Genomic DNA, 25,167 nt, shown 5'->3' with positions numbered 1-25,167 from the left:
CGATGGGCCGCAAAGCGGCCCCTGCACTCAATGGGCGAAGATCGAACCGCCCTGCTTGCCTGCCATCTTCTCGGGCTTGATCAGGAACCGCGCCAGCGCCGGCAGCAGCCACAGCGCACCGAACATGTTCCACAGCAGCATGAAGGTCAGCATCAGCCCCATGTCGGCCTGGAACTTGATGGCCGAGAAGATCCAGGTGCACACGCCGATGGCCAGGCACAGGCCGGTGAACAGCACCGCCTTGCCGGTCGAGCGCAGGGTCTGGTAATAGGCCTCCTGCAGCGGTAGGCCGGCACGCAGGAAGCTTTCCAGACGGCTGTAGATGTAGATGCCGTAGTCGACACCGATACCCACGCCCAGCGCCACCACGGGCAAGGTGGCGACCTTCACGCCGATCCCCATGAATGCCATCAGCGCATTGCCCAGCACCGAGGTCAGCACCAGCGGCAGGACGATGCACAAAGTGGCAGCAAAGGAGCGGAAGGTGATCAGGCACATCACCGCCACGCAGATGTACACCAGGATCAGGATGGTCAGCTCGGCCGACTTGATCACCTCGTTGGTCGCGGCCTCGATCCCGGCGTTGCCCGCCGCCAGCAGGAACTGCAAGCCGTTCTTGTCGTGGCTTTCGGCAAACGCCTTGGCAGCGCTGGTGACCCGCTCGAGGGTTTCGGCCTTGTGGTCGTTGAGGAACACCAGCACCGGTGCCAGCGAGCAGTCGGCGTTGTACAGGCCGTCGGCGCGGGCGATGGAATTGTTGAGGATGTCAGGGTTGCGCGACAAGGTTTCCCATTTCAGGCTGCCCTCGTTCATGCCCTTGATCACCTGCTTGGACACCGTCACCAGGGAGATCGCCGACTGCACGCCGGGGGTGTTTTCCATGGTCCACATCAGCTCGTCGATCGGTGCCATGGTCGAGTGGATCGAGCAGCTTTCGGCGGGCGTCTTGACCATCACCACCAACACATCGGAGCTGGTGGAGTAGTTGCTGATGATGAAGTTGTTGTCCTGGTTGTAGCGCGAGTCCGGGCGCAGCTCCGGCGCGCCCTGGTCGAGATCGCCGATTTTCAGGTTCTGGCTGTACCACAAGCCGCCAGCGAAGGCGACCAGGGCCAGGGCAATGGACACCGGCGCCACCTTGGCACTGGCGAAATTCGACAGCAGGCGCCAGAACGGGTGCTCACGGGTGGCGTCCTTCTTGCTGCGCTCGATGGCCTTTTTGCTGATGCCGATATAGGAAATCGCGACCGGCAGCAGGATCAGGTTGGTGAAGACGATGACCGCCACGCCGATCGACGCACCGATGGCAAGTTCGCGGATCACGCCGATGTCGATGATCAGCAGGGTAATGAAGCCCACGGCGTCGGCGAGAATGGCGATCATCCCGGGCAGGAACAGCTGGCGGAAGGTGCGCCGGGCGGCGGTCAGGGCATTCTCGGCGTCACTGGACTGCAGGGCGATGCCGTTGATCTTCTGCACCCCATGGGAAATGCCGATGGCGAAGATCAGGAATGGCACCAGCATCGAGTAAGGGTCCAGGCCAAAGCCCACCACATGCATCAGGCCCAATTGCCAGACCACTGCCACCAAGGTGGTGATCAGCACGGCGATGGTGCTGCGGATGCACCAGGTGAACCAGTAGAGCAAGACCCAGGTGATGACCAGGGCGACACCAAAGAACATCGCCACCATTACCAGGCCGTCGATCAGGTCACCGACCTTTTTGGCGAAGCCGACGATGTGCACCTTCACATTGGGGTTCTGTGCCTGGAACTTGTCGCGGATTTTCTCCTCGAGCAGATGCGAGAACTGCTGGTAGTCCAGCTTGACCTGCTTACCGGGGTCTTGCGGATCGGGGTAGCTTTCCAGCAAAGGTACATCGACGATGCTGGACTTGAAGTTGTTGCCCACCAGGCGCCCGACCTGGCCGGACTTGAGCACGTTGTCGCGCAGTGAGTCGAGGCTGTCCTGCGAACCGTCGTAGGTATTGGGGATGACTTCACCGCCGGAGAACCCCTCCTCGGTGACTTCACTCCAGCGCACGCTGGGGCTCCACAACGACTTGAGGCCCGCACGGTCGACGCCGGGGATGTAGAACACCTCGTCATGGATCTGGCGCAGGGTCTCCATGTAGTCCTTGTCGAAAATGTCGCCGTTGACCGCCTCGACCGAAATGCGCACGGTGTTGCCGAGGTTGGCCAGGTCGTTGCGGTGCGCCATCATCTGCTCGATGAACGGGTGTTCGAGCGGGATCATCTTCTCGAAGCTGGTCGAGGGGCGGATCTGCGAGGCCTGCCAGAACAGGAAGATGCTCACCAGCACGCACAGGGCGATGACCACCGGGCGGTTGTTGAAAATCAGGCGTTCCAGCAGCGTGGGCTTGTCCTGGTGGTGGGGGTGCATGATGCTCTCTCGACTGGTCATGGGCGAGGCTCCTGGGCTGCCTGGTCGGCTCCTTCAGCGGTGGCCAGGTGGACACCACCCTGCCCTACCAGCAGCAAGCCACCATTGGCCAGGCCGCTGACGCCGGCCAAAGCGATACGGTCGGCGCGGTTGTAGACCGTGAAGCGCTTCCCGTCATCGATACTGCGCAGCACGCTGCCGCCATTACCGACCAATACCAGGCTGCCATCATCCAGAAGCGTAGCGCTGGCCAGGCCGAATTCGAGGTTGCCGCGTGCAGCCTTGAGTTCGATCGGCTGCCAGCTGTCGCCGAAGTCCGTGGAGCGGAACAGGTTGCCGCGCAGGCCATAGGCCAACAACGTCTGCGGCTGGGCGGTGCCGATCACGCCGAACAGCGAGCCCTCGTAGGGCCCGTCGACCTTGCTCCAGCTCTGCCCGCTGTCACTGGAGCGGAACATGCTGCCCTGCTCGCCGACGATGAACAGGCCGGCATCCCTGATCTGGGCAATACCGTTGAGGTGCATCTGGTCGGGGTTGTCCAGGCGCTCGGCGACGTCCTGCCAGTGCTGGCCGCCGTCGCGGGTTTCCAGCAATGCACCGTAGGCGCCTACGGCAAAGCCGTGCTGGGCATCGAGGAAAGTGGCATCGAGCAGCGGGGCTTCACGGGCAAGGTCTTCGAACTGCTTGCTCCAGGTCGCACCGCCGTCGTTGCTGGCGAGAATCTGCGCGTCGTGCCCGACTGCCCAGCCACGCTTGTCGTCGATGAAGAACACTGCGGTGAGCAATTGCCGCGTAGGCACCCGCGCTTGGGTCCAGGTCTTGCCCTGGTCATCGGAGAACAGAATGTGGCCGCGATCGCCCACCACCACCAGGCGCTTGCCAGCATGAGCGGCGTCGATCAGCAGGCTCTGGCTGGCCTTTGCCGATTCGGTGGAATACTCCTGGGCAGCGGCGGCCTGCGTGCTCCCCGCCCACATCGCCAGTGCCAGCGCCAGCATTGCGCTGGCCGCCAACGGCCAGGCACTGCGCCTGGCATGCGTCATCACCCGCTCCCTCATGACCATCCCCTGTTTGTTGTTCTTGGTGGGTCTGTGCCTTGCAGGTACTGCGAAAACCCTGTAGTAGAGGCCTGCAATAGCTTCGGGCCATCGTAGCGGGGATGATTGCGGGAACACAACGAGCGGGACGTTATGTTTTGTTAACCAGAAAGGGGGCTGTTGCACAGCCCAATCGCCGGCAAGCCGGCTCCCACCACGATCGCGCAGTTCTTCAGGCTGCGCTTTGCCTGTGGAAGCAACCTTCTTGCCCAATTTCTAAAAGCCGGTCCAACTCCCTGTGGGAACCGGCTTGCCGGCGATCACCGGTGAAGCCGGTGCCATTCACCGCTGCACTGGATCGCTGGCAAGACAGTCGCACGCCCAAGTGATGCACCGCACTGAAGCCATGTGCATCACTTGTGGGGCAGCCAAGGCTTCACGCCAAGCTTTTGCTCACCACCTCATACACATCACTGGACAGCGCCCCGGAAGCGAGAATCCGCTCCAGTTCAACCTTCATCAACGCCTGACGCGCGTCGTCATACTTGCGCCAGCGGGTCAGCGGCGCCAGTTGACGCGAAGCGATCTGCGGGTTCAGCGCATTGAGCTCGATCACCAGGTCCGCCAGGAAGCGATAGCCCGAGCCATCGGCGGCATGGAAGTTGACCAGGTTCTGCCCGGCAAAGGCACCGATCAGCGCCCGTACCTTGTTCGGGTTCTTCAAGGTGAACGCCGGGTGCTGCATGAGCGCTTTGACCCGCGCCAGCCCGCCGGGCAGCGTGCTGGCTGCCTGCACACTGAACCACTGGTCCATGACCAGCGGGTTGTCCTTGAAGTGCTCGGCAAAGGTTTCCAGCGCCTTGGCGCGCTCCGCCTCGAACGGCGAGTTGACCAGCACGGCCAGCGCGGTCAGGCGCTCGGTCATGTTGTCGCAGTGCTCGAACTGCTCCAGGGTCGCTTCCAGCACCTGCGCCTTACCGCTGAGCATCAGGTACGACAGGGCGATGTTCTGCAGGCTGCGACGGGCGAAGTGCTCGGCCGCGGCGACGTAGGCGGTGGTGCGCGACACCTCGCGGTGCGCCTGGTAGCGCGCCCACAGGCCATCGAACAGCTGCTCGGCGATCTGCCGGCGGGCGAACTCGCGTGCCGCGTGGATCGCGTCGACATCGGCCACCTGGCTGATCTCGGTCAGGTAGGCTTCGCCCGGCAGCGACAGCATCTCGGAAACCATCGCGGCGTCCAGGGATTCGTTGCCCAGCACTGTGCCCAGTGCCGTGATCAGGCGTTGGTCAAGCTGCAGCGCTTCACCACGCTGATGCTGGCCGATCAGTTCCTGCAGCACCTGTACAGCCAACTGCTGGCCCGCTTCCCAGCGGTTGAAGCCATCGCTGTCGTGCTGCATCAGGAACATCAGCTGGTCCCGGTCGTACGGGAAGCTCAGCTTCACCGGCGCACTGAAGCCGCGCAGCAGCGATGGCAGCGGCTTGGCCTGGATACCTTCGAACGTGAAGGTCTGCTCAGCCTCGGTCACCGACAGCACGCGGGCAGTGCCCACCGCGGCGGCCTCACCGGCCAGGCGCAGAGGCAGGTCGTTGCCCTCGGCATCGAGCAGGCCCAGCTCGACCGGGATCACGAACGGCAGCTTCTCGGCCTTGTCCGGCGTCTGCGGGCAGCTCTGGCGGAAGGTCAGGCTGTAGGTGTGTGCCGTGGCGTCGTAGACCTCGCTGACCTCCAGGCGCGGGGTGCCCGCCTGGCTGTACCAGCGCTTGAACTGGGTGAAGTCGACGCCGTTGGCGTCTTCCATGGCCTTGATGAAATCGTCGGTGGTGACCGCCTGGCCATCATGGCGTTCGAAGTACAGGTCGCTGCCCTTGCGGAAACCCTCGGCGCCCAGCAGGGTACGGACCATGCGCACCACTTCGGCGCCCTTCTCGTACACGGTCAGGGTGTAGAAGTTGGAAATCTCGATGAAGCTGTCCGGGCGCACCGGGTGGGCCATGGGCCCTGCGTCTTCGGCGAACTGGTGGGTCCGCAGGTAGGCGACGTCCTCGATGCGCTTGACCGTGCGCGAGTTCATGTCAGCGCTGAATTCGGCATCGCGGAACACCGTGAAGCCTTCCTTGAGCGACAGCTGGAACCAGTCGCGGCAGGTCACGCGGTTGCCCGACCAGTTGTGGAAATACTCGTGGGCAACCACGCCTTCGACCCGCTGGTGGGCAGCATCGGTGGCGGTTTCGGCGCGGGCCAGCACGCAGCTGGAGTTGAAGATGTTCAGGCCCTTGTTTTCCATGGCGCCCATGTTGAAGTCGTTGACCGCGACGATCATGAAGATGTCCAGGTCGTATTCACGGCCATAGACTTCCTCATCCCAGCGCATGGACTTCTTCAGGCTGACCATGGCGTGGTCGCACTTGTCGATGTTCTCGGGCTCGACATAGATGCGCAGGGTCACATCGCGCCCGGACTGGCGCACGAAGGTGTCCTCGACGCACCACAGGTCACCGGCCACCAGCGCGAACAGGTAGGCCGGTTTCATGAACGGGTCTTCCCAGGTCGCCCAGTGACGGCCATCTTCAGCCGGGCCACTGCCGATCGGGTTGCCGTTGGACAGCAGCACCGGGTAGCGATGCTGCTCGGCGATCACCGTGGTGGTGAAGGTGCTCATCACGTCCGGGCGGTCGAGGTAGTAGGTGATCTTGCGGAAACCCTCGGCCTCACACTGTGTGCAGAACATCTTGCCGGACTTGTACAGGCCTTCCAGCGCGGTGTTGCTCTCGGGGTGGATCTTGACGCTGGTGTCCAGGGTGAAACGCTCGGCCTTGGGGTGCAGCGTCAGGCTGTCGGCTTCGAGCTGGTAGTCGCTGGCCTGCAGTTGCTGATCGTCCAGCGAGGCGCGCAGCAGTTCGAGCTGCTGGCCGTCGAGCACCAGTGGCGGCAGGCCGGCACCGCGTGCCGGGTTGCGGCGCATGACCAGTTGCGCATGGACCAGCGTGTGGTCCTCGAACAGCTCGAAGGTCAGGTGCGTCTCGTCGATCAGGTAATCGGGCGCCTGGTAGTCCTTGAGGTAGATCACTTGCGGTTGTTCGGTACGCATGTGCAGGTCCTTTTTACTGGAGCACGGCCAACTGGTAGGCCGTGTACTTGCGAATATTGATCACGCCGGTATCGAAGATCAGGTACTGCCCCTTGATGCCCAGCAGCGTGCCTTCCACCACCGGGTCCTTGTCGAGGTTGAAACTGACGATCTTTTTCGGGTAGGCATGGACCGGGTATTTCATGTGCACCACTTCGGCATCGGGCAGCGGCTGGATCGCCTGCAGGCCGAAGCGCGCCTGCAGGTCGCGCAGGCCATCGGCGCAGGCATCGAAGAGCTGCTCGCGAATGGCCACCAGGTCGAGCACTTCGGCATCGCCCTTGAGCAGCGCGCGCCAGTTGGTGCGGTCCGGCACCTGGCTGCGCAATACGTCTTCGACCAGGCCCGATTGCTGGCGGGTCGCCACACGCATGATCGGCAGCGCCTGGCTCGCCCCCTGGTCAAGCCAGCGGGTGGGCAACTGCGTAGCGCGGGTGATGCCAACCTTGACCCCGGACGAGTTGGCCAGGTAGACCACGTGATCGGTCATGCAGAACTGCTCGCCCCAGGACGGCTCGCGGCAGGTGCCGGCGTCGTAGTGGCAGCGTTCCGGCGCCATGATGCACATGTCGCACTGGGCCAGCTTGGTCATGCAGGGGTAGCAGTAACCCTGGCTGAAGCTGGTCTTGGTGCGTTTGCCGCAATGGCTGCAGTGAATGGCGCCGAGGTAGTGCAGGCGCAGGGTCTGGCCGATCAGCGGGTTGACCGGCACCTGGGTGTCATCCAGGCGAAAACTGTACTGCACCACGGGTGCTTCCAGGCTTACCGCCATCTTGCTCAATGAGCCACGAGCGAGTTCGATCAATGTACCGAGTCCGACTTGAACAGAATGTTAGGGATCGGCGCAGACTTCGATGCGCACTCCTGAGGCCCCATGTAGCCGGTACGCTGGTCTTCTGGCAGGTTCTTCATCTCCCAGGCGATCACCGCCTGCAGCGACAGCTCCTTCTGCTCGGCGGTGAGCTTGCGGCCATCGGACCATTTGCCGATCTCCACGGCCGTTTTCAGGCTTTCGTAGATTTCCGGCGTGATGTTTTCGATCATTTGCGCGAACGTGGACATAGCGTCTCCTAAATCAAGCGGACAGTTTACGCCGCGCCAGCGCACCACCCAAGAGGCCCGTCAGGCATCCGATGAGCAGCCCGCCGACGTGCGCGGCGTTGGCGATCTGGCCAAAACCGAGTTGGCCGACCACACCGGTCAGGCAAATGACCAGCCAGATGAGCATCATCACCAGCACGCCCTTGGGCAGGCTGAAGTGTGGGTTGGGCGCCAGCCACTGGTACAGCCAGACATGCCCGAGCAAGCCGTACAGCACCCCGGACAGGCCGCCGAACAGGCTCGGGCCACTGGTGTAGTGCTGGGCAAGGTTGGATACCAGGCTGAACAGCAAGGTCAGGCCAGCCAGCGCCCAAGGGCCCTGGCGCAGTTCGATGCGTTTGCCCAGTTCCCAGTACCACATGCCGTTCATGGCCAGGTGCAGGACGCCGAAATGCAGCAGCATCGGCGACACCAGGCGCCACCATTGGCCTTCGGCGAGGCCCTGGGCCAGCGGGGTGAAGTGCAGGTATTCACCCTGGACGCGGTAGTCGAGGAAGGTGAACCAGCTGATGGTGGTGAGGTTATCGCCCAGGCCGGTCAGGCCGGCGACGATCAGGCACAGGAAAAGGACGGCGGCGGTTACCTTGCAGGCTTTCGCCTGCTCGGCCAGGGTCGGCCCTTTCGCCGGCGAGCCAGCGCCCACAGGCGGCTGCGCAAGCTCGACATCAGCATTGCCGTCAGGGTAGCGCTGGTACAGCTGAAGAACATCTTCAGCCATGGTTTCCGGGGCCCAGAGCACCTGCACCTCGCCTTCTTCGCTGACCCGGTGCGGCACCTGCAGGCGCTGCAACAGGTGGACGAAGCCGCTGAGGTCGACCGACAGCGGCAGGCGTATCACTTCGACGATATTCATTGATTGGCCTGCGGTCGATCGACGTCGACCCAGACGAACTTGTGCGGGTCGATCCGGGTTTCATCATCCAGCCGATAGGCCGCCAGCTTGCCGTACAGCACCGCACTGTAGTCCAGGCAGGCCAGGTTGGGGCGTATCGGTGCCGGGCGGCCGCTGCGCCAGTAATGGCCGACGAACAGCAGCGGCTCCTCTTCGCCATAGCGTAGCAAGGCATTCTTCTCGGTGTGGCTGAGCGGCGTGCGGGCGACCTCATCGGGCAGCGCGTCCGGTTGGAAGACGATATCGCCGTAGGTCTTCGGGTCTTCTTCCCAGAACTTGGTCCGGAAGAAGGCGCGGGTCAGGCCATCGCCGCCGGTCAGTGTCAGGCCGTCCGGCAGGCGCATGTCGGTGCCGCGCAACAGACGGTTGCAGACCGTGGAGGCGAAGCTGCCGGGCACGGCCGAGGCCTGGATGAAGTGCTCGTCGATGCGCCCGTCCGGGTATTGCTGGCGCAACGGGTCGATCAGCCGCGGGTCCCAGCAGGCATGCACCAAGCGGAACCGCCCGGCGTCGAGGAACAGCGGCATGTCGTAGAACCACTGCAGAAAATCGTGCCAGTCACCGGGGTGGTGGGCGAACTGGGTCAGGGTCTCGTCGATCAGGCGGGCGTGGCGTGGGGTGTGCTCACGCACATAGGCCTTGCCGCTGCCGGGCAGCGCCGGGGTTACCCAGCCCAGGGCGTTGTACTCATGGTTGCCCATGATGCAGAAGGCCTGGCCGGCCTCGACCATGTCGTGGACGATGTGCAGCGCCTCCCGGATACGCGGGCCGCGGTCGACGATGTCGCCAAGGAACAGCGCCTGACGCCGCGGGTGGCACCAGACGCCGCCGACACGCTTGTAGCCGAGGGTGTCGAGCAGGCGTTCGAGGGTCAGCGCACAGCCATGCACGTCACCGATGATGTCGAAACTTCGCGCCGGATCGAACATCAGTCGTCCCTGCCCCCCAAGCGACTGCCCCAACCGAGCTTGGTGCGGCAGACCTCGTAGTAGTTGTGGCCCAGCGGGTGGATCAGGCGCAGTTTCTGCGGTTTCTTGCTCACGGTGATGGTATCGCCGGGGGCACAGGTGAAGTGGTTCTGGCCGTCGCAGGATACCTGCGGGTAGATCTGCAGGTCCTTGGACACCACGATCTTCAGCTCGCTGTTGCCGTCGACCACGATCGGGCGGCCGGACAGGGTGTGCGGGTACATGGGCACGATGACGATGGCGTCGAGCTTGGGGTGCATGATCGGGCCGCCAGCCGACAGCGCGTAGGCGGTCGAGCCGGTCGGGGTGGCGACGATCAGGCCGTCGGCCTTCTGGCTGCAGACGAACTGGCCGTCGATGTAGATCTCGAACTCGATCATCCGCGTCGACTTGCCCGGATGCAGCACCACATCATTGAGCGCATCGCCCTGGCCGATGGCCTCGTGGTGGCGACGCACCTCGGCTTGAAGCAGGAAGCGGTTTTCCACCAGGTAGTGGCCGTCGAGCACTGCAGCGACCTTTTCTTCCAGCTCGTCCGGGCGGATATCGGTGAGAAAGCCCAGGTTGCCGCGGTTGATCCCCAGGACCGGGATGTTGTGCCGGGCCAAAGCACGGGCGGCGCCGAGCAGGCTACCGTCACCGCCGACGACGATGACCAGGTCACAGACTTCGCCCAACAGCTTGCGCGTGGAGGTCTGCAGGCCGTGGCCAGGCAGCACTTCGGCAATGGTGTCCTCGAGGATCACGTGCAGGTGGCGCTCGAGGAGGAATTTTTTCAGTCGGCGAATGGTGTCGAGCACCTGCGAGCTGCCAAGGCGGCCGATGATACCGATATTGCGAAATTGCTCCATGGGGCTCCTGCAAGGCTCTGCGGCGGGTGACTATGCCGCGATTATGGGCGAAACGACCGGGCAGCGGCAAACCGGCTATGCTCGCAGCATGATGCCTTTCGCTGAACTCCATGACCTGCCTCGCCAATTGCGCCGCCCCGCCGTGCGCGACCTGGCCTGGACGCTGCTGTCGCCACCGCTGCTGAGCACACCGCCCTGCCCTCAGCGCCATCCGCTGGCAGGCAGCGCCTGGGCGGCAGACCCGCAGCGCCTCAAAGACTGGCTACAGGCGCTGGATGCCGACGACCAGCCCCTGCGTGAGTGGCTGGCAAACAGCACCAGCCGGCGCCTGGGCCTTTATTACGAAGGCCTGTGGCAGTTCGCCCTGGGCCAGGCGCCCGGTGTCGAGCTGCTGGCCGCCAACCTGGCGATCCGCAGCAGTGGGCGCACGCTGGGCGAGTTGGACATTGTGCTGCGCGACGCCGACGGTACCCACCACCTGGAGCTGGCCATAAAGCTTTACCTGGGGCCCACGGACGGCCCAGGCCATGACCCGGCGCAGTGGCTCGGCCCGGGTTGCCATGACCGGCTGGGCACCAAGCTGGCGCACCTGGCCGGGCACCAGTTGCCCATGTCGGGCGACGCGCAAAGCCGTGCGGCGCTGGCAGGGCTGGGCATTGGCCAAGTCCAGGCTCACCTGTGGCTGGCAGGGTATCTATTCTATCCGTGGCCCGGGCACGCCGAATCGCCTGAGGGGGCCAACCCGCAGCACCTGCGTGGGCGGTGGTTGCGCCGGCGGGATTGGGCAATGGCCGAGGCGCAGCGCTGGCAGCCCCTGCCCCGCCATGCCTGGCTGGCGCCGGCAAGGTTCGAGGCCGATCAAGTCTGGACCCTGCCACAGGTCGCGCAATGGCTTGAGCTGCTTGACCCGCAGGCACCGGCACAGATGCTGGTCAGGCTCGAACCCGGCCCGCATGGCGATTGGCAGGAAGTGGCTCGGGTGTTTCTGGTGGCAGACAGCTGGCCGCACCTAGCCCTGCGCGGGTAACTCGCTGGCCCAGGCCGCAAACACGATTTCATCGACCCAGCGCAACGATTTTATTCCAGCAACGATTACAGTTACCTCTGAGCGCCGCCAAGAGCGCCACTTTCGACCTGATGACGAGGACCACCCATGGCTTCATCCAGCCCCGCGCCCCACTACGCACGCCTGTCCATCGCCCTGCACTGGCTGATGCTGGTGCTGCTGGCTGCTGTCTACGCCTGCATCGAGTTGCGTGGCCTGTTCCCCAAGCACAGCGCCGAGCGCAACCTGATGAAGGACCTGCACTTCATGCTCGGCCTGACGGTGTTCATGCTGGTCTGGCTGCGCCTGGCCGTGCGCCTGGTGCGCCCTGCGCCGCCCATCGTGCCCAAGCCTCCCGCCTGGCAGACCGGGCTTGCCCACCTGATGCACCTGGCGCTGTACCTGTTGATGATCGGCTTGCCGCTGGCCGGCTGGCTGATCCTCAGCGCCGCCGACAAGCCGGTGCCCTTCTATGGCCTGGAGCTGCCACATCTGATCGGCGCGAACCCGGACCTGGCCAAGTTCATCAAGGGCTGGCATGAACGCGTAGGCAGCTGGGGGTATTGGCTGATCGGCCTGCACGCGCTGGCCGGGCTTTATCACCACTACGTCGTGCGCGATAACACGCTGCTGCGCATGCTGCCCTACAAGTAACCGCGTCGGCCCTGCAGGCCACCGGTGTGCACGAAGATCAGGCGAGTGCCAGGCTCGAACAGCCCGGCCTCGGCCTGCGCACGCAGGGCCATCAATGCCTTGCCGGTGTAGAGCGCCTCGAAAGGTATCCCCGTGCTGTTTTCGGTGCTCTCGACGAATGCCAGCAGCTCATCATCGAGCCTGGCAAACCCCTTTCGGCAAGCATCGTGCAACTGGTAGCCGCGCGTACCGGCGAGCGCCGTTATGGTCTGGGGCACGCCATGGTCCAGGGGCACTGCCAGGGCGCCATGCACCCTGTGTGCGCCGCCTTCGGCCAGCACCAGGCCGGCCAGGGTGGTTCCGGTGCCAGCGGCCAGCCACCAGGCGTCATAGTCCGACCACCCCACTGTGCCCAACTGGGCCTTAGCCTGCTCGACGATCAACGCACACCCCTGCGCACCGGCCTGCCCGCCACCGCCTTCGGGGATGCAGTGCCAGCCGGGGTACCGCGCTTGCCAGGGTGCCCAGAAGCCGGCGTCATGCCGGGCACGGTAGCCTGCGTAGCCAAGCCAGTGCAATTGCATCCCCAACGCCTGCAGATCAAGCACCGTGGGCGTGTCCTGTGGATGGCCGCGCAACAGGCCGACGGTGGCGAAACCGAAGCGCTTGCCGGCAGCGGCCAGGGCATGGAGGTGGTTGGAATGGCTGCCGCCCAGGCTGATCAGCCCGGCGGCGCCCGACGCGTGAGCGTGCAGCAGGTGGTGGCGCAGCTTGAACCACTTGTTGCCGCTGACCAAAGGGTCGATCAGATCCAGGCGCAGGATGGCGGCATCAATGCCGGCGCTTTTCAGCCAAGCAAGCTCAAGGGGCTGTAATGGCGCCTGGGGAAGGTCATGAAAGCGGGTAGACATGTTTCAGTGCCTGGTGCGAGGCCGCCAGTCTACCAGTGAAAACCTGGGGCCGCTTTGCGGCCCCGGCTGGCTTACAGCTCTGCCGCCAAACGCGAGCCCTGGTTGATCGCCCGTTTGGCATCCAGCTCCGCCGCCACATCCGCGCCACCGATCAGGTGCACCGACTGCCCCGCAGCCAGCAGCCCATCGTGCAGCTCCCGCAGCGGCTCCTGCCCGGCGCAGATCACTACGTTGTCCACCGCCAGAACCTGCGGCTCCCCTTCAGCGACACGAATGTGCAGGCCCGCATCGTCGATCTTCAGGTACTCAACGCCGTTGAGCATCTGTACCTGCTTGTTTTTCAGGCCGGTGCGGTGGATCCAGCCGGTGGTCTTGCCCAGGCCATCGCCCACCTTGGACGTCTTGCGCTGCAGCAGGTACACCTGCCGTGCCGGTGCATGCGGCTCGGGCTTGATGCATGCCACGCCGCCGCGCGCCTGCAGGTCGCGGTCGATGCCCCACTCCTTCCAGAACGCCTCCCGGTCCTGGCTGCTGGCCACGCCCTGGTGCACCAGGTATTCGCTGACGTCAAAACCGATGCCGCCAGCGCCGATCACTGCAACCGACTCACCCACTGGCTTGCGCTGGAGCAGTACGTCCAGGTAGCTGAGCACCTTGGCATGCTCGACACCGGGAATGGCCGGTGTACGCGGCGCGATGCCGGTGGCCAGGATGATCTCGTCGAATTTGCCCTCGAGCAGGGCCGGCACATCGACCCGGGTGTTCAAACGCAGCTCGACCCCGGTGCTCTTCACCTTGTTGCCGAAATAGCGCAGGGTCTCGAAGAACTCCTCCTTGCCCGGCACTCGCTTGGCCACGTTGAACTGCCCGCCAATTTCGCTGGCGGCATCGAACAGCGTCACCTGGTGGCCACGCTCTGCAGCCACGGTGGCAGCCGCAAGGCCAGCCGGGCCGGCACCCACTACGGCAATGCGCTTGACCGTGTTCACTGGCAGGTAATTGAGTTCGGTTTCGTGACAGGCCCGCGGGTTGACCAGGCAACTGGTCAGCTTGCCGCCGAAGGTATGATCCAGGCACGCCTGATTGCAGCCGATACAGGTGTTGATTTCATCGCCGCGCCCCTGCGCCGCCTTGTTGACGAACTCCGGGTCGGCCAGGAACGGCCGCGCCATCGAGACCATGTCGGCATCGCCCTCGGCCAGCACGGCTTCAGCCACTTCGGGGGTATTGATGCGGTTGGTGGTGATCAACGGAATGTTCACCGCCCCGCGCAGCTTGGCGGTGACTTTGCTGAACGCGGCGCGCGGCACCTTGGTGGCGATGGTCGGGATGCGCGCCTCGTGCCAGCCGATACCCGTGTTGATCAGGGTCGCGCCAGCCCGCTCGATGGCTTTGGCCAGCAACTCGATCTCGTCCCAGGTGCTGCCACCTTCTACCAGATCGAGCATCGACAGGCGGAAGATGATGATGAAATTAGGGCCCACGGCGTCGCGCACCCGGCTGACGATCTCGACCGCCAGACGCATACGGTTTTCATAGCTGCCACCCCAGCGGTCAGTACGGTGGTTGGTATGGGCAGCCAGGAACTGATTGATGAAGTAGCCTTCAGAGCCCATGATTTCGACGCCGTCGTAACCGGCGCGCTTTGCCAGCACGGCGCAATTGACGAAATCAGCGATCTGCTTCTCGATCCCGGCCTCATCCAGCGCTTTAGGCTTGAACGGGTTGATCGGCGCCTGGATAGCACTCGGCGCCACCTGCCGAGGGCTGTAGGCATAGCGCCCGGCATGCAGGATCTGCAGGCAGATCTTGCCGCCAGCGGCATGCACGGCCTCGGTGACGATGCGGTGCTTGTCAGCCTCCTCCTCGGTGCTCAGCTTGGCTGCGCCGGAATACACGCCACCTTCATCGTTGGGCGCGATACCGCCGGTGACCATCAGCCCAACGCCGCCACGGGCTCGCTCTGCAAAATACGCAGCCATGCGCTCGAAGCCACCGGGGCGCTCCTCAAGGCCTGTGTGCATCGACCCCATCAGGGTGCGGTTGGCCAAGGTGGTGAAGCCCAGGTCGAGCGGGGCCAGCAAGTGCGGATAGCGGTCGGCAGCCATGGAACGGTTCCCCATGTGGCGTGATCACGGAATGCGGGTGCCTCGGCGGGCCCCGTCGTTTATCTGCCCACGACATTAAACAGCCGTTTGAATGCGCTCAATGATCGAAACTTACAAATTACTGATCATAGTGCACAGCCAAGGCTGCGACGTGACTCGCGTTGCCTGCTGTAACATGGCTCAGCTTTTTTACGTCATTTTTACTCGACATCCTGCCCTTACAGACGATACTGCCCGTCATTGCCCCTATGAGCTTGCTCGATGCCTCTCCCCGCTTTGCGCTTCATCGCCTTCATCATCGGCGTGTTCCTGATTACCCTTGCGGTCAGCATGGTCATCCCCATGGCCACGCTGCTGTGGTATGGCCTTAGCGAGGACCTTGGTGCCTTCCTGTGGTCAAGCCTGATCGCCCTGTGCGCAGGCCTTGCCCTGGTGGCTCGTGGCATACCCGATGCGCCACAACTCAGGGCCCGAGACATGTACCTGCTGACCACCGCCAGCTGGGTCATCGTCTGTGCGTTCGCAGCCCTGCCCATGGTGTTCATCCGGCATATCAGCTACACGGATGCGTTCTTCGAGACCATGTCGGGCATCACCACCACAGGCTCGACGGTGCTAACCGGCCTGGACAGCGCATCGCCCGGCCTGCTGATGTGGCGATCGCTGTTGCACTGGCTGGGGGGCATCGGCTTCATCGGCATGGCCGTCGCAATCCTGCCGTTACTGCGTGTCGGTGGCATGCGCCTGTTCCAGACCGAGTCGTCGGACTGGTCGGACAAAGTGACACCGCGCTCGCACGTCGCGGCAAAGATGATTCTGGCGATCTACCTGGGGCTGACCGCGCTCGGCACCTTGGCCCTGTGGGCCGCCGGCATGACCCCTTTCGACGCCATCAATCATTCGATGTCGCTGATCTCCACGGGTGGGTTCTCGACGTCCGATGCATCGCTTGGCCACTGGACTCAGCCAGCGGTGCATTGGGTGGCGGTGGTGATCATGATCCTGGGAAGCCTGCCCTTCGCCTTGTATGTGGCGACCTTGCGTGGCCACCGGCGCGTGCTGTTCAAGGACCATCAGGTGCGCGGCTTTCTCGGCTTTCTTCTGCTGGTCTGGGTCACCGTAGGCACCTGGCTCTGCTTGCACAGTGACTTTTCGTGGTGGGATGCGCTGCGCATCGTGGCGGTCAATGTGACTTCGGTTGTGACGACCACCGGCATTGCGGTAGGGGACTACACGCTCTGGGGCAGCTTCGCCATGCTGTTGTTCTTCTATCTGACTTTTGTCGGTGGATGTTCGGGCTCCACAGCCGGCGGACTGAAAATATTCCGCTTTCAAGTCGCCGCGTCGCTGCTGGTCAGCAGTTTGAAACAGCTGATTCATCCGCGGGCGATGATCTCGAAAAAATACAATGGTCACCCCATCGATGAAGAAATCGTACGCTCACTGCTGACGTTCTCCTTCTTCTTTTCCGTGACCATTGCGGTGATCGCATTGGCCCTGACCCTCATAGGCCTTGACTGGACCACTGCCCTGAGTGGCGCGGCGACAGCTGTGTGCAACGTTGGGCCAGGCCTGGGCAGCGTAATCGGGCCTGCTGGCAACTTCAGCACGCTACCGGACGCTGCGAAGTGGCTGCTGACCATCGGCATGCTGCTGGGCCGGCTCGAGATTCTCACCGTGCTGGTGCTCGTCGCGCCTGCCTTCTGGCGGTTCTGATTGCAGGCCTGCCAATCTGGGCGCCAATAAATCCGGGCAGGATCCGTTTATTCGTTCTAGGTTTACTGACGCAGGGAACTAGAACAATAAGCGGAGAATGTCATGAACCGAGCCCTTCGCCTGGCAGTGGCCAGCACCGTATTGGCAGCTTGTGCAACAGCCCAGGCCGCGCCAACCTTCATCAACATCCTCACAGGCGGCACCAGCGGCGTCTACTACCCCATCGGCGTGGGGATATCCCAGCTCTACAGCCATGGCATCGAGGGCAGCAAGACCTCAGTGCAAGCCACCAAGGCCTCGGTGGAAAACCTTAATCTACTGCAAGCCGGCCGGGGCGAGCTGGCGTTCGCGCTGGGAGATTCGGTGGCCGACGCCTGGAAGGGGGACGCCGAAGCCGGCTTCAAAGCACCGCTGAAGAAACTGCGCGCCATCGCCGGCACTTACCCTAACTACATCCAGATCGTCGCCAGCAAGGAGTCGGGCATCACCTCGCTGGAAGACCTCAAAGGCAAACGTATCTCGGTCGGTGCGCCGAAGTCCGGCACCGAGCTCAACGCCCGCGCCATCTTCAAGGCCGCGGGGCTCAGCTATCAAGACCTGGGCAAGGTCGAGTACCTGCCGTATGCCGAATCCGTAGAGCTGATCAAGAACCGTCAGCTGGACGCCACGCTGCAATCTTCCGGGCTCGGCCAGGCGGCCATCCGTGACCTGGCCGCTACCCTGCCGGTAGTGTTCGTACCTGTGCCAGCCGCCATCGTGAGTAAAATCGGCAACAGTGCCTATCAACCCGCGAGCATTCCCGCCAAGACATACGATGGCCAGGACGCTGAAGTGCCAACCGTAGCCATCACCAATATTCTGGTCACACGCGCCGATATCAGCGATGACCTGGCCTATGACATGACCCGGCTGATCTTCGACAACCTGCCGCGCCTGGTCACTGCCCATTCGGCAGCAAGCGATATCCAGCCGCAGAATGCGGCCAAGAACCTGCCCATTCCCCTGCACCCTGGCGCAGAACGGTACTTCAAGGAGAAAAACCTGCTCCCCTGACTATTGACTCGACCCCTGGGGGAGCGGCACATGAGTGATACCGGGCAAGGTCTGCAAGCCAGTACCGACCGTTGGCCTGCCACGCTTTTTGCCGTGGCCTTGGCATTTTCGACCTTTCAGATTGCCACGGCGGCCTTCCCGCTGGTTTCCAGTCAGGTACTGCGGGCAGTACACGTAGGGTTCTTGCTGCTGGTGGTGTACCTGAGCTACCCGTGGGCAGGTCATCGCAGGCCGTGGCAACCGCTTGGCTGGCTGCTGGGCCTGGCAGGCATGGCCACTGCTGCCTACCAGTGGCATTTCGAGGGCGAGCTGATTCAACGCTCCGGGGAACTGACCACCAGTGACCTGGTGTTCGGCCTGCTGCTGATCGGCCTGGTTTTCGAGGCAGCGCGACGGGTGATGGGTATCGCCCTGCCCATCATTTGCGCTCTTTTTCTGGCCTACGGGCTGCTCGGCCAGTACCTGCCCGGTGACCTTGCGCATCGCGGCTACGGCCTCGATCAGATCGTCAACCAACTGGCCTTCGGCACCGAGGGGCTGTATGGCACGCCCACCTATGTCTCGGCGACCTATATCTACCTGTTCATCCTGTTCGGCGCGTTCCTTGAACAGGCCGGCATGATACGGCTGTTCACTGACTTTGCCATGGGCCTGTTCGGCCATCGCAGCGGGGGGCCGGCAAAAGTCTCGGTATTCTCCTCGGCGCTGATGGGGACCATCACCGGTTCAGGGGTGGCAAACGTGGTCACCACCGGGCAGTTCACGATCCCGCTGATGAAGCGCTTCGGCTACAAGCCGGCATTTGCCGGGGGCGTTGAGTCGACCGCAAGCATGGGCAGCCAACTGATGCCACCGGTCATGGGCGCGGTGGCGTTCATCATGGCCGAAACGATCAACGTTCCCTATGCCGAAGTGGCGAAGGCCGCGCTCATTCCGGCCTTGCTGTATTTCGGCTCGGTGTACTGGATGGTGCACCTGGAAGCCCGGCGCAGCCAGCTGCATGGTTTACCCCGCGAGCAATGCCCGAGTGCCTGGGAGGCAGTGCGTCAACGCTGGTTCCTGCTGATACCCCTGGTGGTACTGGTCGGCCTTTTGTTCTCCGGCCGCACACCCCTGTATTCGGGGATGGTCGGCCTGGCCCTGACAGCCATCGTCATCCTTGGTTCGGCAATCATCCTGCGGGCGCAAAAGACATGGTTGCGGGCGGCCTTCTGGGTGGCGCTGGGGATCCTCTGCTCAGGGTTCTTCCGCATGGGCATTGGTGTCATCCTGCTGGTGATCGCCTCGCTCGCTATCGCCTGCGCGTTCATACAGGGTGGACGTGCCACCCTCCGTGCCTGCGTCATGGCCCTGGCCGAAGGTGCGCGCCATGCGGTGCCGGTAGGTATCGCGTGCGCCTTGGTCGGGGTAATCATCGGGGTGATCTCATTAACCGGCCTGGCGACGACATTCGCCGGGTACATTCTCGACCTGGGCCGGGAAAACCTTTTCCTGTCGCTGCTTTTGACCATGTTGACCTGCCTGGTCCTGGGCATGGGTATCCCGACCATTCCCAATTACATCATCACCAGCTCCATCGCCGCGCCGGCCTTGCTGGAGCTCGGGGTGCCGCTGATCGTCTCACACATGTTCGTGTTTTATTTCGGCATCCTTGCCGACCTGACGCCGCCGGTAGCGTTGGCCTGCTTTGCCGCCGCCCCCATTGCCAAAGAGAAAGGGCTATTGATCAGCTTCTGGGCGGTACGCATTGCAATGGCCGGTTTCGTCGTGCCGTTCATGGCGGTGTATGACCCGGCGTTGATGATGCAGGGCGACAGCGTCGGCGCAACCCTGTACATCCTGATCAAGGCCATGTTTGCAGTGGCACTCTGGGGATGCGCGGCCACCGGTCACTGGCGCATGCCCATGCCATGGTGGGAACGGCTGTTGGCGTTCATGGCAGGTGTATCGCTGATTCTTGCCTTGCCCATCAGCGACGAGGTCGGCTTCGCCTTGGGCATTGCCGTCATGGGCTGGCATTACTGGCGCAGCCGGCCCGCGCCCGGGCAACCGGCATGACCAGCCTTTGCATCGGGCTTGCCGGTGTGGTCTGGGCCAGTCTGCCGTTGCAGGAGGTTACCCTGGCCTGGCAGCACAGTGTGGAGAAGGTCCGCTGGGAGGAGGATTATCAGGTGACACCGGCAGGCCTGGTGCTGCAGGAGGCTCGGGTGCGCGGCAGCGGCGCCGGCATGGAGATCCCGGATGACGCTCGCCTGCGTGATGGGGCATGGCACTACCACCGCCATCTGCCCCCGCTGCAACCTCTGCATGCCGGGCGCACGCCCGAGGCCGGCGACTATCAATTGTGCGTCGAGGGCAGGTGCCAGCCCCTCTCCTATTGGCTGGGACCGCCAACCCCTAGCATTGCTGCCGTGGATTTCTGGGCATGCGAAGGCAGTGCAGCCGCCGATCAGCGCAAAGCACTGCCCTGAGCGCGCATACAGGGCAGTGCGAGGGCTGATCAGCTGACGACGTGCAGGTAGTGCAGGTGGCGCTCGTACTGATCGAGAATGTCGCCGATCACATCGTCCCGGCTCCATCCCATGATGTCGTAATCCTGGCCCCCTTCACGCAGATGCACTTCAGCACGGAAGTACTTGCGGGTATCGGAACCCTCGTCGGTATCCCGCATGACGAAACTGGGGGTGTTGAATGCGCGCGGGCGTACTTCGTACAGGAAACGCCCTTCTCCAGCATGGGAAAGCTCAAGCGTCACGCGCCCATCATCGCGCTCGTTCACCGCAACGTCATAGCCCTGCTTGCGCAATTCCGAGGCGACTTCTTCACAGGCAGGCTTCACCACGTCGGCGATGAAGCGGGTCACATGGGCACGCCGCGGCATCATGGCGATATTGCGCAAGCGCCGCTGCCACCCCCCGTGGGGAACGCGCGTATGCCGTGGGCCGGGCAAGGCCTGATTGCGCAAACCGCGGCGGGTGGCATCGAGGCTCAGCGCCTTGAACAGGCCCCAGATGGCGAGGAGCAAAATGGCGGCGAAGGGCAAGGCACTGGCGATGGTCGCCGTCTGCAGAGCCTTGAGACCGTTGGCCAGCAACAGCGCAATGGCGACAGCGCCAATGCTGACCGACCAGAAGATGCGTTGCCACAAAGGCGAATGACCTTGCCCGGACGAGGCCAGCATATCGACCACCAGCGCACCGGAGTCCGCCGAGGTGACAAAGAACACCACCACCATGAGCACCGCTATCAGTGAGATGACACTGGAGAACGGGAAGTGCTCGAGAAAGGCGAACAAGGCCAGTGAACTGTCCTGATCGACCACCGCAGCCAGGTCCCTGACACCTTCGTTGAGGATCATGTGGATCGCTGAGTCCCCGAACACCGTCATCCAGAGCAAGGTGAAGCCTGCGGGTACGAACAGTACACCGCACACGAACTCACGAATGGTCCGCCCGCGGGAAATGCGTGCGATGAACAGGCCTACGAAAGGCGACCAGGACAACCACCAGCCCCAGTACAAAAGAGTCCAGCCGCCAATCCAGTCAGTGGGTTCATAGGCGTAGAGGTTGAAGGTCTTGTTGACGATATCGGACAGGTAGGCACCGGTATTCTGCACGTAGGCCTGCAGCAGAAACACGGTAGGCCCGAGCAACAGCACGAACAGCATCAGGATGACAGCCAGGCTCAGGTTGAGCTCGGAGAGGATGCGGATACCCTTGTCCAGGCCGCTGGCCACGGACAGTGTCGCCAACGCGCAGGTGGCAGCGATGAGAATGACTTGAACCGTGGGGTTTACCGGCAGACCGAACAAATGGTGGAAACCGCTGTTGATCTGCAATACCCCATAACCCAGCGAGGTGGCCACACCGAACACCGTGCCGAGGATGGCGAAGATATCCACGGCGTGCCCGATAGGCCCGTAAATCCGTTCACCGATCAGCGGATAGAGCGCTGAGCGCAACGTCAGTGGCAAACCATTGCGGAAGCTGAAGTAGGCCAGGATGAGCGCGACGATGGCATAGATCGCCCAGGCATGCAGGCCCCAATGGAAGAAGGTGATCTTCATGGCTTCGCGAGCCGCTGCGACTGTGCCAGGGTCGCCCACAGGCGGTGTGGTGAAATGCATCACCGGCTCGGCCACGCCGAAGAACATCAGGCCGATCCCCATGCCTGCGGAGAACAGCATGGCGAACCAGCTGCTTTTCCGGTAATCAGGCTCGCTGTGATCAGGCCCCAGCTTGATGTCGCCGTAGCGGCTCACGGCCAGAAACACCACGCTGATCAACACCAGCGCTACGGTGAGGATGTAGAACCAGCTGGCGTTGGTGATGATCCATTGCTGAACCTCTTCGAACAGCGCCTGGGCGTGCTCCTGAAAAGCCGTGGCGTACAAGACCAGCAGAAAGATGAGTATGGCGCTGGTGTAGAAGACGGGTGGGTTGAGTGTGCTCCTGGGTTTATCGGCTGCTGTCATTCCGGCAGTTCTCCTTGTAAAGCGATGAGCACAGGGTGCCCCGGCACCGCGACATCTGCCCAGATTAGCAGCCAGGAAGACCTCCGTTTGCCGAGCCTGTGCGCTTGAACAGCCATGAACCGTAACCTCCGAGGATAAAAATCACAAATCGATACGCAGTTCGAGCCAGCCTGGCGTCACGGCACTCGCCGATGCCACCAGGCGCCGCCCGCACTGCCTGAATACCACCTCTGTCGGGTTTGCCACCCCGCTCATACACGTCATACTCGTGGCTTTATTCGCCGATACTGCATAGACGATGCCCGACCGTACCAGCCTCCCTGCCCTCCCTCTCGCCCGTTCACGCTGGCGAGAATGGCGCCAGCGCCTGGCGTTCTGGATCGGGGCCCTGCTGGTGGGGCTTGTCGCATTGGCGTTCGCCTGGCTGGCCGAAGCCGCATTCGCTTCGTTCAAGCGCCTGCTGGACTGGCTGCCCTGGTCACCCCTGCTCATCACTCCCCTGGGCTTCGCCCTTCTGACCTATTTGACACAGCGCTGGTTCGAAAATGCCAAAGGTAGCGGCATACCTCAGGTGATCGCCGCCTTGGAAATGCCATCCCGGCGCCTGCGGGCCCGACTGCTTTCGATACCCGTCGCCGCCGCGCGCATGAGCCTGACGTTGGGCGCCCTGCTGGTAGGGGGGTCGGTCGGGCGCGAGGGGCCTACCGTTCACATCGGCGCTGCCGTGCTCTATTCCTTCGGCCGGCGATTGGGCCTGCACGGCCGTCGTACGATTGCCGGCCTGATCCTCGCAGGCGGCGCAGCCGGCATAGCCGCTGCGTTCAACACCCCGCTGGCCGGTGTCGTCTTTGCCATCGAAGAACTGAGCCGCACCTTTGAACAACCTTCAGCGGCCTGGTGCTGACGGCGGTGCTGATCGGCGGCGTGGTCACCCTGGGGCTGACGGGGCACAACGCCTACTTTGGCGAAATAAGCGGGCGGATGCCCGTAGGCTGGGGTTGGAGTGTGGTGCCTGCCTGCGCGCTGCTGGGTGGGGTGCTGGGTGGCTGTTACGCCAGGCTGGTGCTGCCTACCGACAAGGGCCTGCTTGGCCGTCTCTGCGCACTGCGCGGGCGCTATCCGGTGCGCTTCGCGGCGAGCTGCGGGCTGGTGCTGGCAGTGCTGGGGCTGGTGTCCGGCAACCATGTGTTCGGCACCGGCTACGAAGAGACCCGGGCCTTGCTGGAGGGCCGACCGATCACCGACGCCAGTTTCCTGCTCTGGAAGTTTCTGGCCAATGTCGTCTCTTACCTCTCGGGCATACCGGGGGGCCTGTTTTCACCTTCGCTGAGCATCGGTGCGGCATTCGAGCCGTTGTTGCGCGTGATACCCAATGTCGATCCCCAGGCATGCGCACTGCTGGGAATGGGCGCCTACCTGGCTGGGGTGACGCGTTCGCCGTTGACTGCATCGGTGATCGTTCTGGAGCTTACCCACAGCCCGGACCTGGCCATCCCGATGCTGGCAGTGACATTGATGGCGGCCGGCATCTCTGGTTGCATTTCGCCCGTTTCCCTCTACCACGCCTTGGCAAAACAGATCATCGACAACGTCGCACCTGCCAAACCCAGTTGAAATCGACGGCTGCGCGAGGCACGCTCAAGACCGCGACTGTGACACAATGCTTAGCGAATTCTTGGTTTACCGCCGCGTCACTGCGAGTATCAACGACATCAAAGGCATGCGAAAACTATTGGCAAGCGCCTTGGCGCTGGTGATGATCGCCGCCCTGTGCGGCTATGGCTTCTGGACCCAGCAGCGCCCGGAAGGCCACTACCTCTCCGACCTGCGCATCGAACTGGCGCTGGACCACGGCGTGCCCGGCGAGCAGGGCAACCTGCTGGGCGTCGAGCCCCTGCTTTATCCAAGCGACTATCAAAACCTGCAACGCCTGCACCGCAAGCTGTCGGCCTACTTGCAACAAGCCCGGGCCAAAGGCCTGATCGGCCCGCGCACCGTGGTGGTACTGCCAGAGCACATCGGTACCTGGCTGTGGGCTCGCGGTGAAAAGAACGAACTCTACCAGGTCACCCGTAGCCGCGAAGCGGAGCAATGGCTGGAGCTGAGCAACCCGCTGCGCTATGGCCTGGCGATATTGCGCGCCAGCGGCGACGACCGCCGGGCCGATGCGCACTTGCGCATGAAGGCTCAGCAGATGGCCAGCGACTACCAGCAACTGTTCGGCAGCCTGGCCAAGGAGTTTGGCGTGACCTTGGTGGCCGGCTCGATCGTGCTGCCGGACCCCTATGTGGAACAAGGCGTGCTGCATGCCGGCGGCGGCCCATTGTTCAACAGCAGCCTGGTGTTCGCCGGCGACGGTTCACCCTTGGGCCAGCCGCAACGCCAGCAATTCCCCGACAGCCAGGTACGGCGGTATATCCATGATGGCCGCAAACAACCACTGCAAGTCGTGCAAACCCCGGCCGGGCGTCTGGGCGTGCTGATCGGCAGCGACAGTTGGTACCCGGAGAACCACCAGCAGCTGCAGAGCCAGCAGGTACAACTGGTGGCCAATCCGGTTTTCCTGAGCGGCAAGGACAGCTGGCAAGCGCCATGGCGCGGCAACCGGCACCAGGATGCGGCGGCCGAGCTCGCCCTGCAGCGCGGTGAAGTGAGTGAGAAGACCGCCTGGCAACGCCTGACCGAGGCTGCCGGCCAGGGGGTCAGCAGCATGAGTGTATTCATGCGTGGGCAGTTCTGGGACCAGGGCAGCGACGGCCAAGGCTTCGCCCATCAAAGTGGCGAATTGCTCACAGGCCCTCCCAGCCAGGGCGCACGCCTGCTGAACGTGTGGCTGTAGGGG

18 protein-coding genes and 1 pseudogene are annotated in these 25,167 nt (G+C 63.3%); 8 read left to right on the top strand and 11 right to left on the bottom strand.

Translation table 11 applies throughout. The annotated features are described in order from the left end of the window. Window positions 1–27 precede the first annotated feature (27 nt). From ABRP30_RS07985 to ABRP30_RS07950, 8 genes are all read right to left on the bottom strand, one after another. A complete protein-coding gene (locus ABRP30_RS07985) occupies window positions 28–2,424 on the bottom strand; it encodes an RND family transporter (RefSeq protein WP_372490418.1) in 2,397 nt (798 codons plus the stop codon). Beyond that, the gene (locus ABRP30_RS07980; protein ID WP_267822169.1) at window positions 2,421–3,461 is read right to left on the bottom strand and encodes a YCF48-related protein; all 1,041 of its coding nucleotides are present in this window, start codon (window positions 3,459–3,461) and stop codon (window positions 2,421–2,423) included. Before ABRP30_RS07980 ends, ABRP30_RS07985 begins: the two co-directional genes overlap by 4 nt. 415 nt (window positions 3,462–3,876) lie before the next feature. Beyond that, window positions 3,877–6,534: an aminopeptidase N gene (gene pepN / locus ABRP30_RS07975; protein ID WP_349974591.1), complete on the bottom strand. Its 2,658-nt coding sequence runs from the start codon at window positions 6,532–6,534 to the stop codon at window positions 3,877–3,879. A 13-nt stretch (window positions 6,535–6,547) separates the two neighbouring features. After that, a complete protein-coding gene (locus ABRP30_RS07970; protein ID WP_349974593.1) occupies window positions 6,548–7,378 on the bottom strand; it encodes a DUF2797 domain-containing protein in 831 nt (276 codons plus the stop codon). After that, window positions 7,375–7,635: a YeaC family protein gene (locus ABRP30_RS07965; RefSeq protein WP_027596707.1), complete on the bottom strand. Its 261-nt coding sequence runs from the start codon at window positions 7,633–7,635 to the stop codon at window positions 7,375–7,377. Before ABRP30_RS07965 ends, ABRP30_RS07970 begins: the two co-directional genes overlap by 4 nt. A gap of 13 nt (window positions 7,636–7,648) precedes the next feature. Further along, on the bottom strand, window positions 7,649–8,527 hold the full coding sequence (locus ABRP30_RS07960; RefSeq protein ID WP_267822163.1) for a rhomboid family intramembrane serine protease: 879 nt from the start codon (window positions 8,525–8,527) through the stop codon (window positions 7,649–7,651). Next, entirely contained in the window at window positions 8,524–9,498 is a 975-nt protein-coding gene (locus ABRP30_RS07955; protein ID WP_241803398.1) for a metallophosphoesterase, read from the bottom strand. The genes ABRP30_RS07960 and ABRP30_RS07955 overlap by 4 nt, the downstream gene beginning before the upstream one ends. Beyond that, on the bottom strand, window positions 9,495–10,385 hold the full coding sequence (locus ABRP30_RS07950; RefSeq protein ID WP_012313480.1) for an NAD(+) kinase: 891 nt from the start codon (window positions 10,383–10,385) through the stop codon (window positions 9,495–9,497). Before ABRP30_RS07950 ends, ABRP30_RS07955 begins: the two co-directional genes overlap by 4 nt. On the opposite strand from ABRP30_RS07950, the gene ABRP30_RS07945 reads away from it, so the two are divergent. Together ABRP30_RS07945 and ABRP30_RS07940 are read left to right on the top strand one after the other, a co-directional pair. Continuing rightward, on the top strand, window positions 10,384–11,412 hold the full coding sequence (locus tag ABRP30_RS07945) for a DUF1853 family protein (protein WP_267822159.1): 1,029 nt from the start codon (window positions 10,384–10,386) through the stop codon (window positions 11,410–11,412). The two genes, ABRP30_RS07950 and ABRP30_RS07945, sit on opposite strands and share 2 nt — an antisense overlap. A 126-nt stretch (window positions 11,413–11,538) precedes the next feature. After that, window positions 11,539–12,084, top strand: a complete 546-nt coding sequence (locus ABRP30_RS07940; RefSeq protein WP_267822156.1) for a cytochrome b — start codon at window positions 11,539–11,541, stop codon at window positions 12,082–12,084. Here the strand turns inward: ABRP30_RS07940 and ABRP30_RS07935 are convergent. Together ABRP30_RS07935 and ABRP30_RS07930 are read right to left on the bottom strand one after the other, a co-directional pair. Next, window positions 12,075–12,974 carry a 1-aminocyclopropane-1-carboxylate deaminase/D-cysteine desulfhydrase gene (locus tag ABRP30_RS07935; protein WP_267822154.1) on the bottom strand — a complete coding sequence of 300 codons (900 nt, stop codon included), beginning with the start codon at window positions 12,972–12,974 and terminating at the stop codon, window positions 12,075–12,077. The genes ABRP30_RS07940 and ABRP30_RS07935 overlap by 10 nt on opposite strands. Window positions 12,975–13,045: 71 nt before the next feature. After that, window positions 13,046–15,082, bottom strand: coding sequence for an NADPH-dependent 2,4-dienoyl-CoA reductase (locus ABRP30_RS07930; RefSeq protein ID WP_267822152.1), 2,037 nt, complete (start codon window positions 15,080–15,082; stop codon window positions 13,046–13,048). A 261-nt stretch (window positions 15,083–15,343) separates the two neighbouring features. Between ABRP30_RS07930 and ABRP30_RS07925 the strand changes: the two genes are divergently transcribed. The 4 genes from ABRP30_RS07925 (at window position 15,344) to ABRP30_RS07910 (ending at window position 20,322) form a co-directional block, all read left to right on the top strand. Next, window positions 15,344–16,798 (top strand): TrkH family potassium uptake protein, encoded by a 1,455-nt coding sequence (locus tag ABRP30_RS07925; RefSeq protein WP_267822150.1) that lies wholly within the window; start codon window positions 15,344–15,346, stop codon window positions 16,796–16,798. A gap of 102 nt (window positions 16,799–16,900) precedes the next feature. Next, a complete protein-coding gene (locus ABRP30_RS07920) occupies window positions 16,901–17,851 on the top strand; it encodes a TAXI family TRAP transporter solute-binding subunit (protein WP_267822148.1) in 951 nt (316 codons plus the stop codon). A 30-nt stretch (window positions 17,852–17,881) separates the two neighbouring features. Next, on the top strand, window positions 17,882–19,909 hold the full coding sequence (locus ABRP30_RS07915; protein WP_267822146.1) for a TRAP transporter permease: 2,028 nt from the start codon (window positions 17,882–17,884) through the stop codon (window positions 19,907–19,909). Beyond that, window positions 19,906–20,322: a DUF1850 domain-containing protein gene (locus ABRP30_RS07910; RefSeq protein WP_267822144.1), complete on the top strand. Its 417-nt coding sequence runs from the start codon at window positions 19,906–19,908 to the stop codon at window positions 20,320–20,322. The genes ABRP30_RS07915 and ABRP30_RS07910 overlap by 4 nt, the downstream gene beginning before the upstream one ends. Window positions 20,323–20,351: 29 nt before the next feature. On the opposite strand, the gene ABRP30_RS07905 is transcribed toward ABRP30_RS07910, so the two are convergent. Continuing rightward, window positions 20,352–22,325 carry a choline BCCT transporter BetT gene (locus ABRP30_RS07905; RefSeq protein WP_267822142.1) on the bottom strand — a complete coding sequence of 658 codons (1,974 nt, stop codon included), beginning with the start codon at window positions 22,323–22,325 and terminating at the stop codon, window positions 20,352–20,354. Window positions 22,326–22,623: 298 nt separating this feature from the next. Between ABRP30_RS07905 and ABRP30_RS07900 the strand changes: the two are divergent. Together ABRP30_RS07900 and ABRP30_RS07895 are read left to right on the top strand one after the other, a co-directional pair. After that, a pseudogene (locus tag ABRP30_RS07900) lies at window positions 22,624–23,939 on the top strand (chloride channel protein). A gap of 106 nt (window positions 23,940–24,045) precedes the next feature. Next, on the top strand, window positions 24,046–25,164 hold the full coding sequence (locus ABRP30_RS07895; protein WP_267822138.1) for a nitrilase-related carbon-nitrogen hydrolase: 1,119 nt from the start codon (window positions 24,046–24,048) through the stop codon (window positions 25,162–25,164). The last annotated feature ends 3 nt before the right edge of the window (window positions 25,165–25,167 follow it).

This window comes from Pseudomonas sp. WHRI 8519 (genome assembly GCF_040224055.2).
In the GTDB taxonomy this organism is placed as follows: domain Bacteria; phylum Pseudomonadota; class Gammaproteobacteria; order Pseudomonadales; family Pseudomonadaceae; genus Aquipseudomonas; species Aquipseudomonas putida_X.
This window is presented reverse-complemented; position numbering and strand designations above follow the sequence as displayed.

What these genes read in the sequence shown, in the direction of transcription:
- ABRP30_RS07915 (WP_267822146.1), top strand. Translation starts at nt 17,882, where the DNA reads ATGAGTGATACCGGGCAAGGTCTGCAAGCCAGTACCGACCGTTGGCCT.
- ABRP30_RS07950 (WP_012313480.1), bottom strand. Translation starts at nt 10,385, where the DNA reads ATGGAGCAATTTCGCAATATCGGTATCATCGGCCGCCTTGGCAGCTCG.
- ABRP30_RS07905 (WP_267822142.1), bottom strand. Translation starts at nt 22,325, where the DNA reads ATGACAGCAGCCGATAAACCCAGGAGCACACTCAACCCACCCGTCTTC.
- ABRP30_RS07910 (WP_267822144.1), top strand. Translation starts at nt 19,906, where the DNA reads ATGACCAGCCTTTGCATCGGGCTTGCCGGTGTGGTCTGGGCCAGTCTG.
- ABRP30_RS07895 (WP_267822138.1), top strand. Translation starts at nt 24,046, where the DNA reads ATGCGAAAACTATTGGCAAGCGCCTTGGCGCTGGTGATGATCGCCGCC.
- ABRP30_RS07925 (WP_267822150.1), top strand. Translation starts at nt 15,344, where the DNA reads ATGCCTCTCCCCGCTTTGCGCTTCATCGCCTTCATCATCGGCGTGTTC.
- ABRP30_RS07980 (WP_267822169.1), bottom strand. Translation starts at nt 3,461, where the DNA reads ATGAGGGAGCGGGTGATGACGCATGCCAGGCGCAGTGCCTGGCCGTTG.
- ABRP30_RS07930 (WP_267822152.1), bottom strand. Translation starts at nt 15,082, where the DNA reads ATGGCTGCCGACCGCTATCCGCACTTGCTGGCCCCGCTCGACCTGGGC.
- ABRP30_RS07935 (WP_267822154.1), bottom strand. Translation starts at nt 12,974, where the DNA reads ATGTCTACCCGCTTTCATGACCTTCCCCAGGCGCCATTACAGCCCCTT.
- ABRP30_RS07965 (WP_027596707.1), bottom strand. Translation starts at nt 7,635, where the DNA reads ATGTCCACGTTCGCGCAAATGATCGAAAACATCACGCCGGAAATCTAC.
- ABRP30_RS07940 (WP_267822156.1), top strand. Translation starts at nt 11,539, where the DNA reads ATGGCTTCATCCAGCCCCGCGCCCCACTACGCACGCCTGTCCATCGCC.
- ABRP30_RS07920 (WP_267822148.1), top strand. Translation starts at nt 16,901, where the DNA reads ATGAACCGAGCCCTTCGCCTGGCAGTGGCCAGCACCGTATTGGCAGCT.
- ABRP30_RS07960 (WP_267822163.1), bottom strand. Translation starts at nt 8,527, where the DNA reads ATGAATATCGTCGAAGTGATACGCCTGCCGCTGTCGGTCGACCTCAGC.
- ABRP30_RS07945 (WP_267822159.1), top strand. Translation starts at nt 10,384, where the DNA reads ATGGGGCTCCTGCAAGGCTCTGCGGCGGGTGACTATGCCGCGATTATG.
- pepN (WP_349974591.1), bottom strand. Translation starts at nt 6,534, where the DNA reads ATGCGTACCGAACAACCGCAAGTGATCTACCTCAAGGACTACCAGGCG.
- ABRP30_RS07985 (WP_372490418.1), bottom strand. Translation starts at nt 2,424, where the DNA reads ATGACCAGTCGAGAGAGCATCATGCACCCCCACCACCAGGACAAGCCC.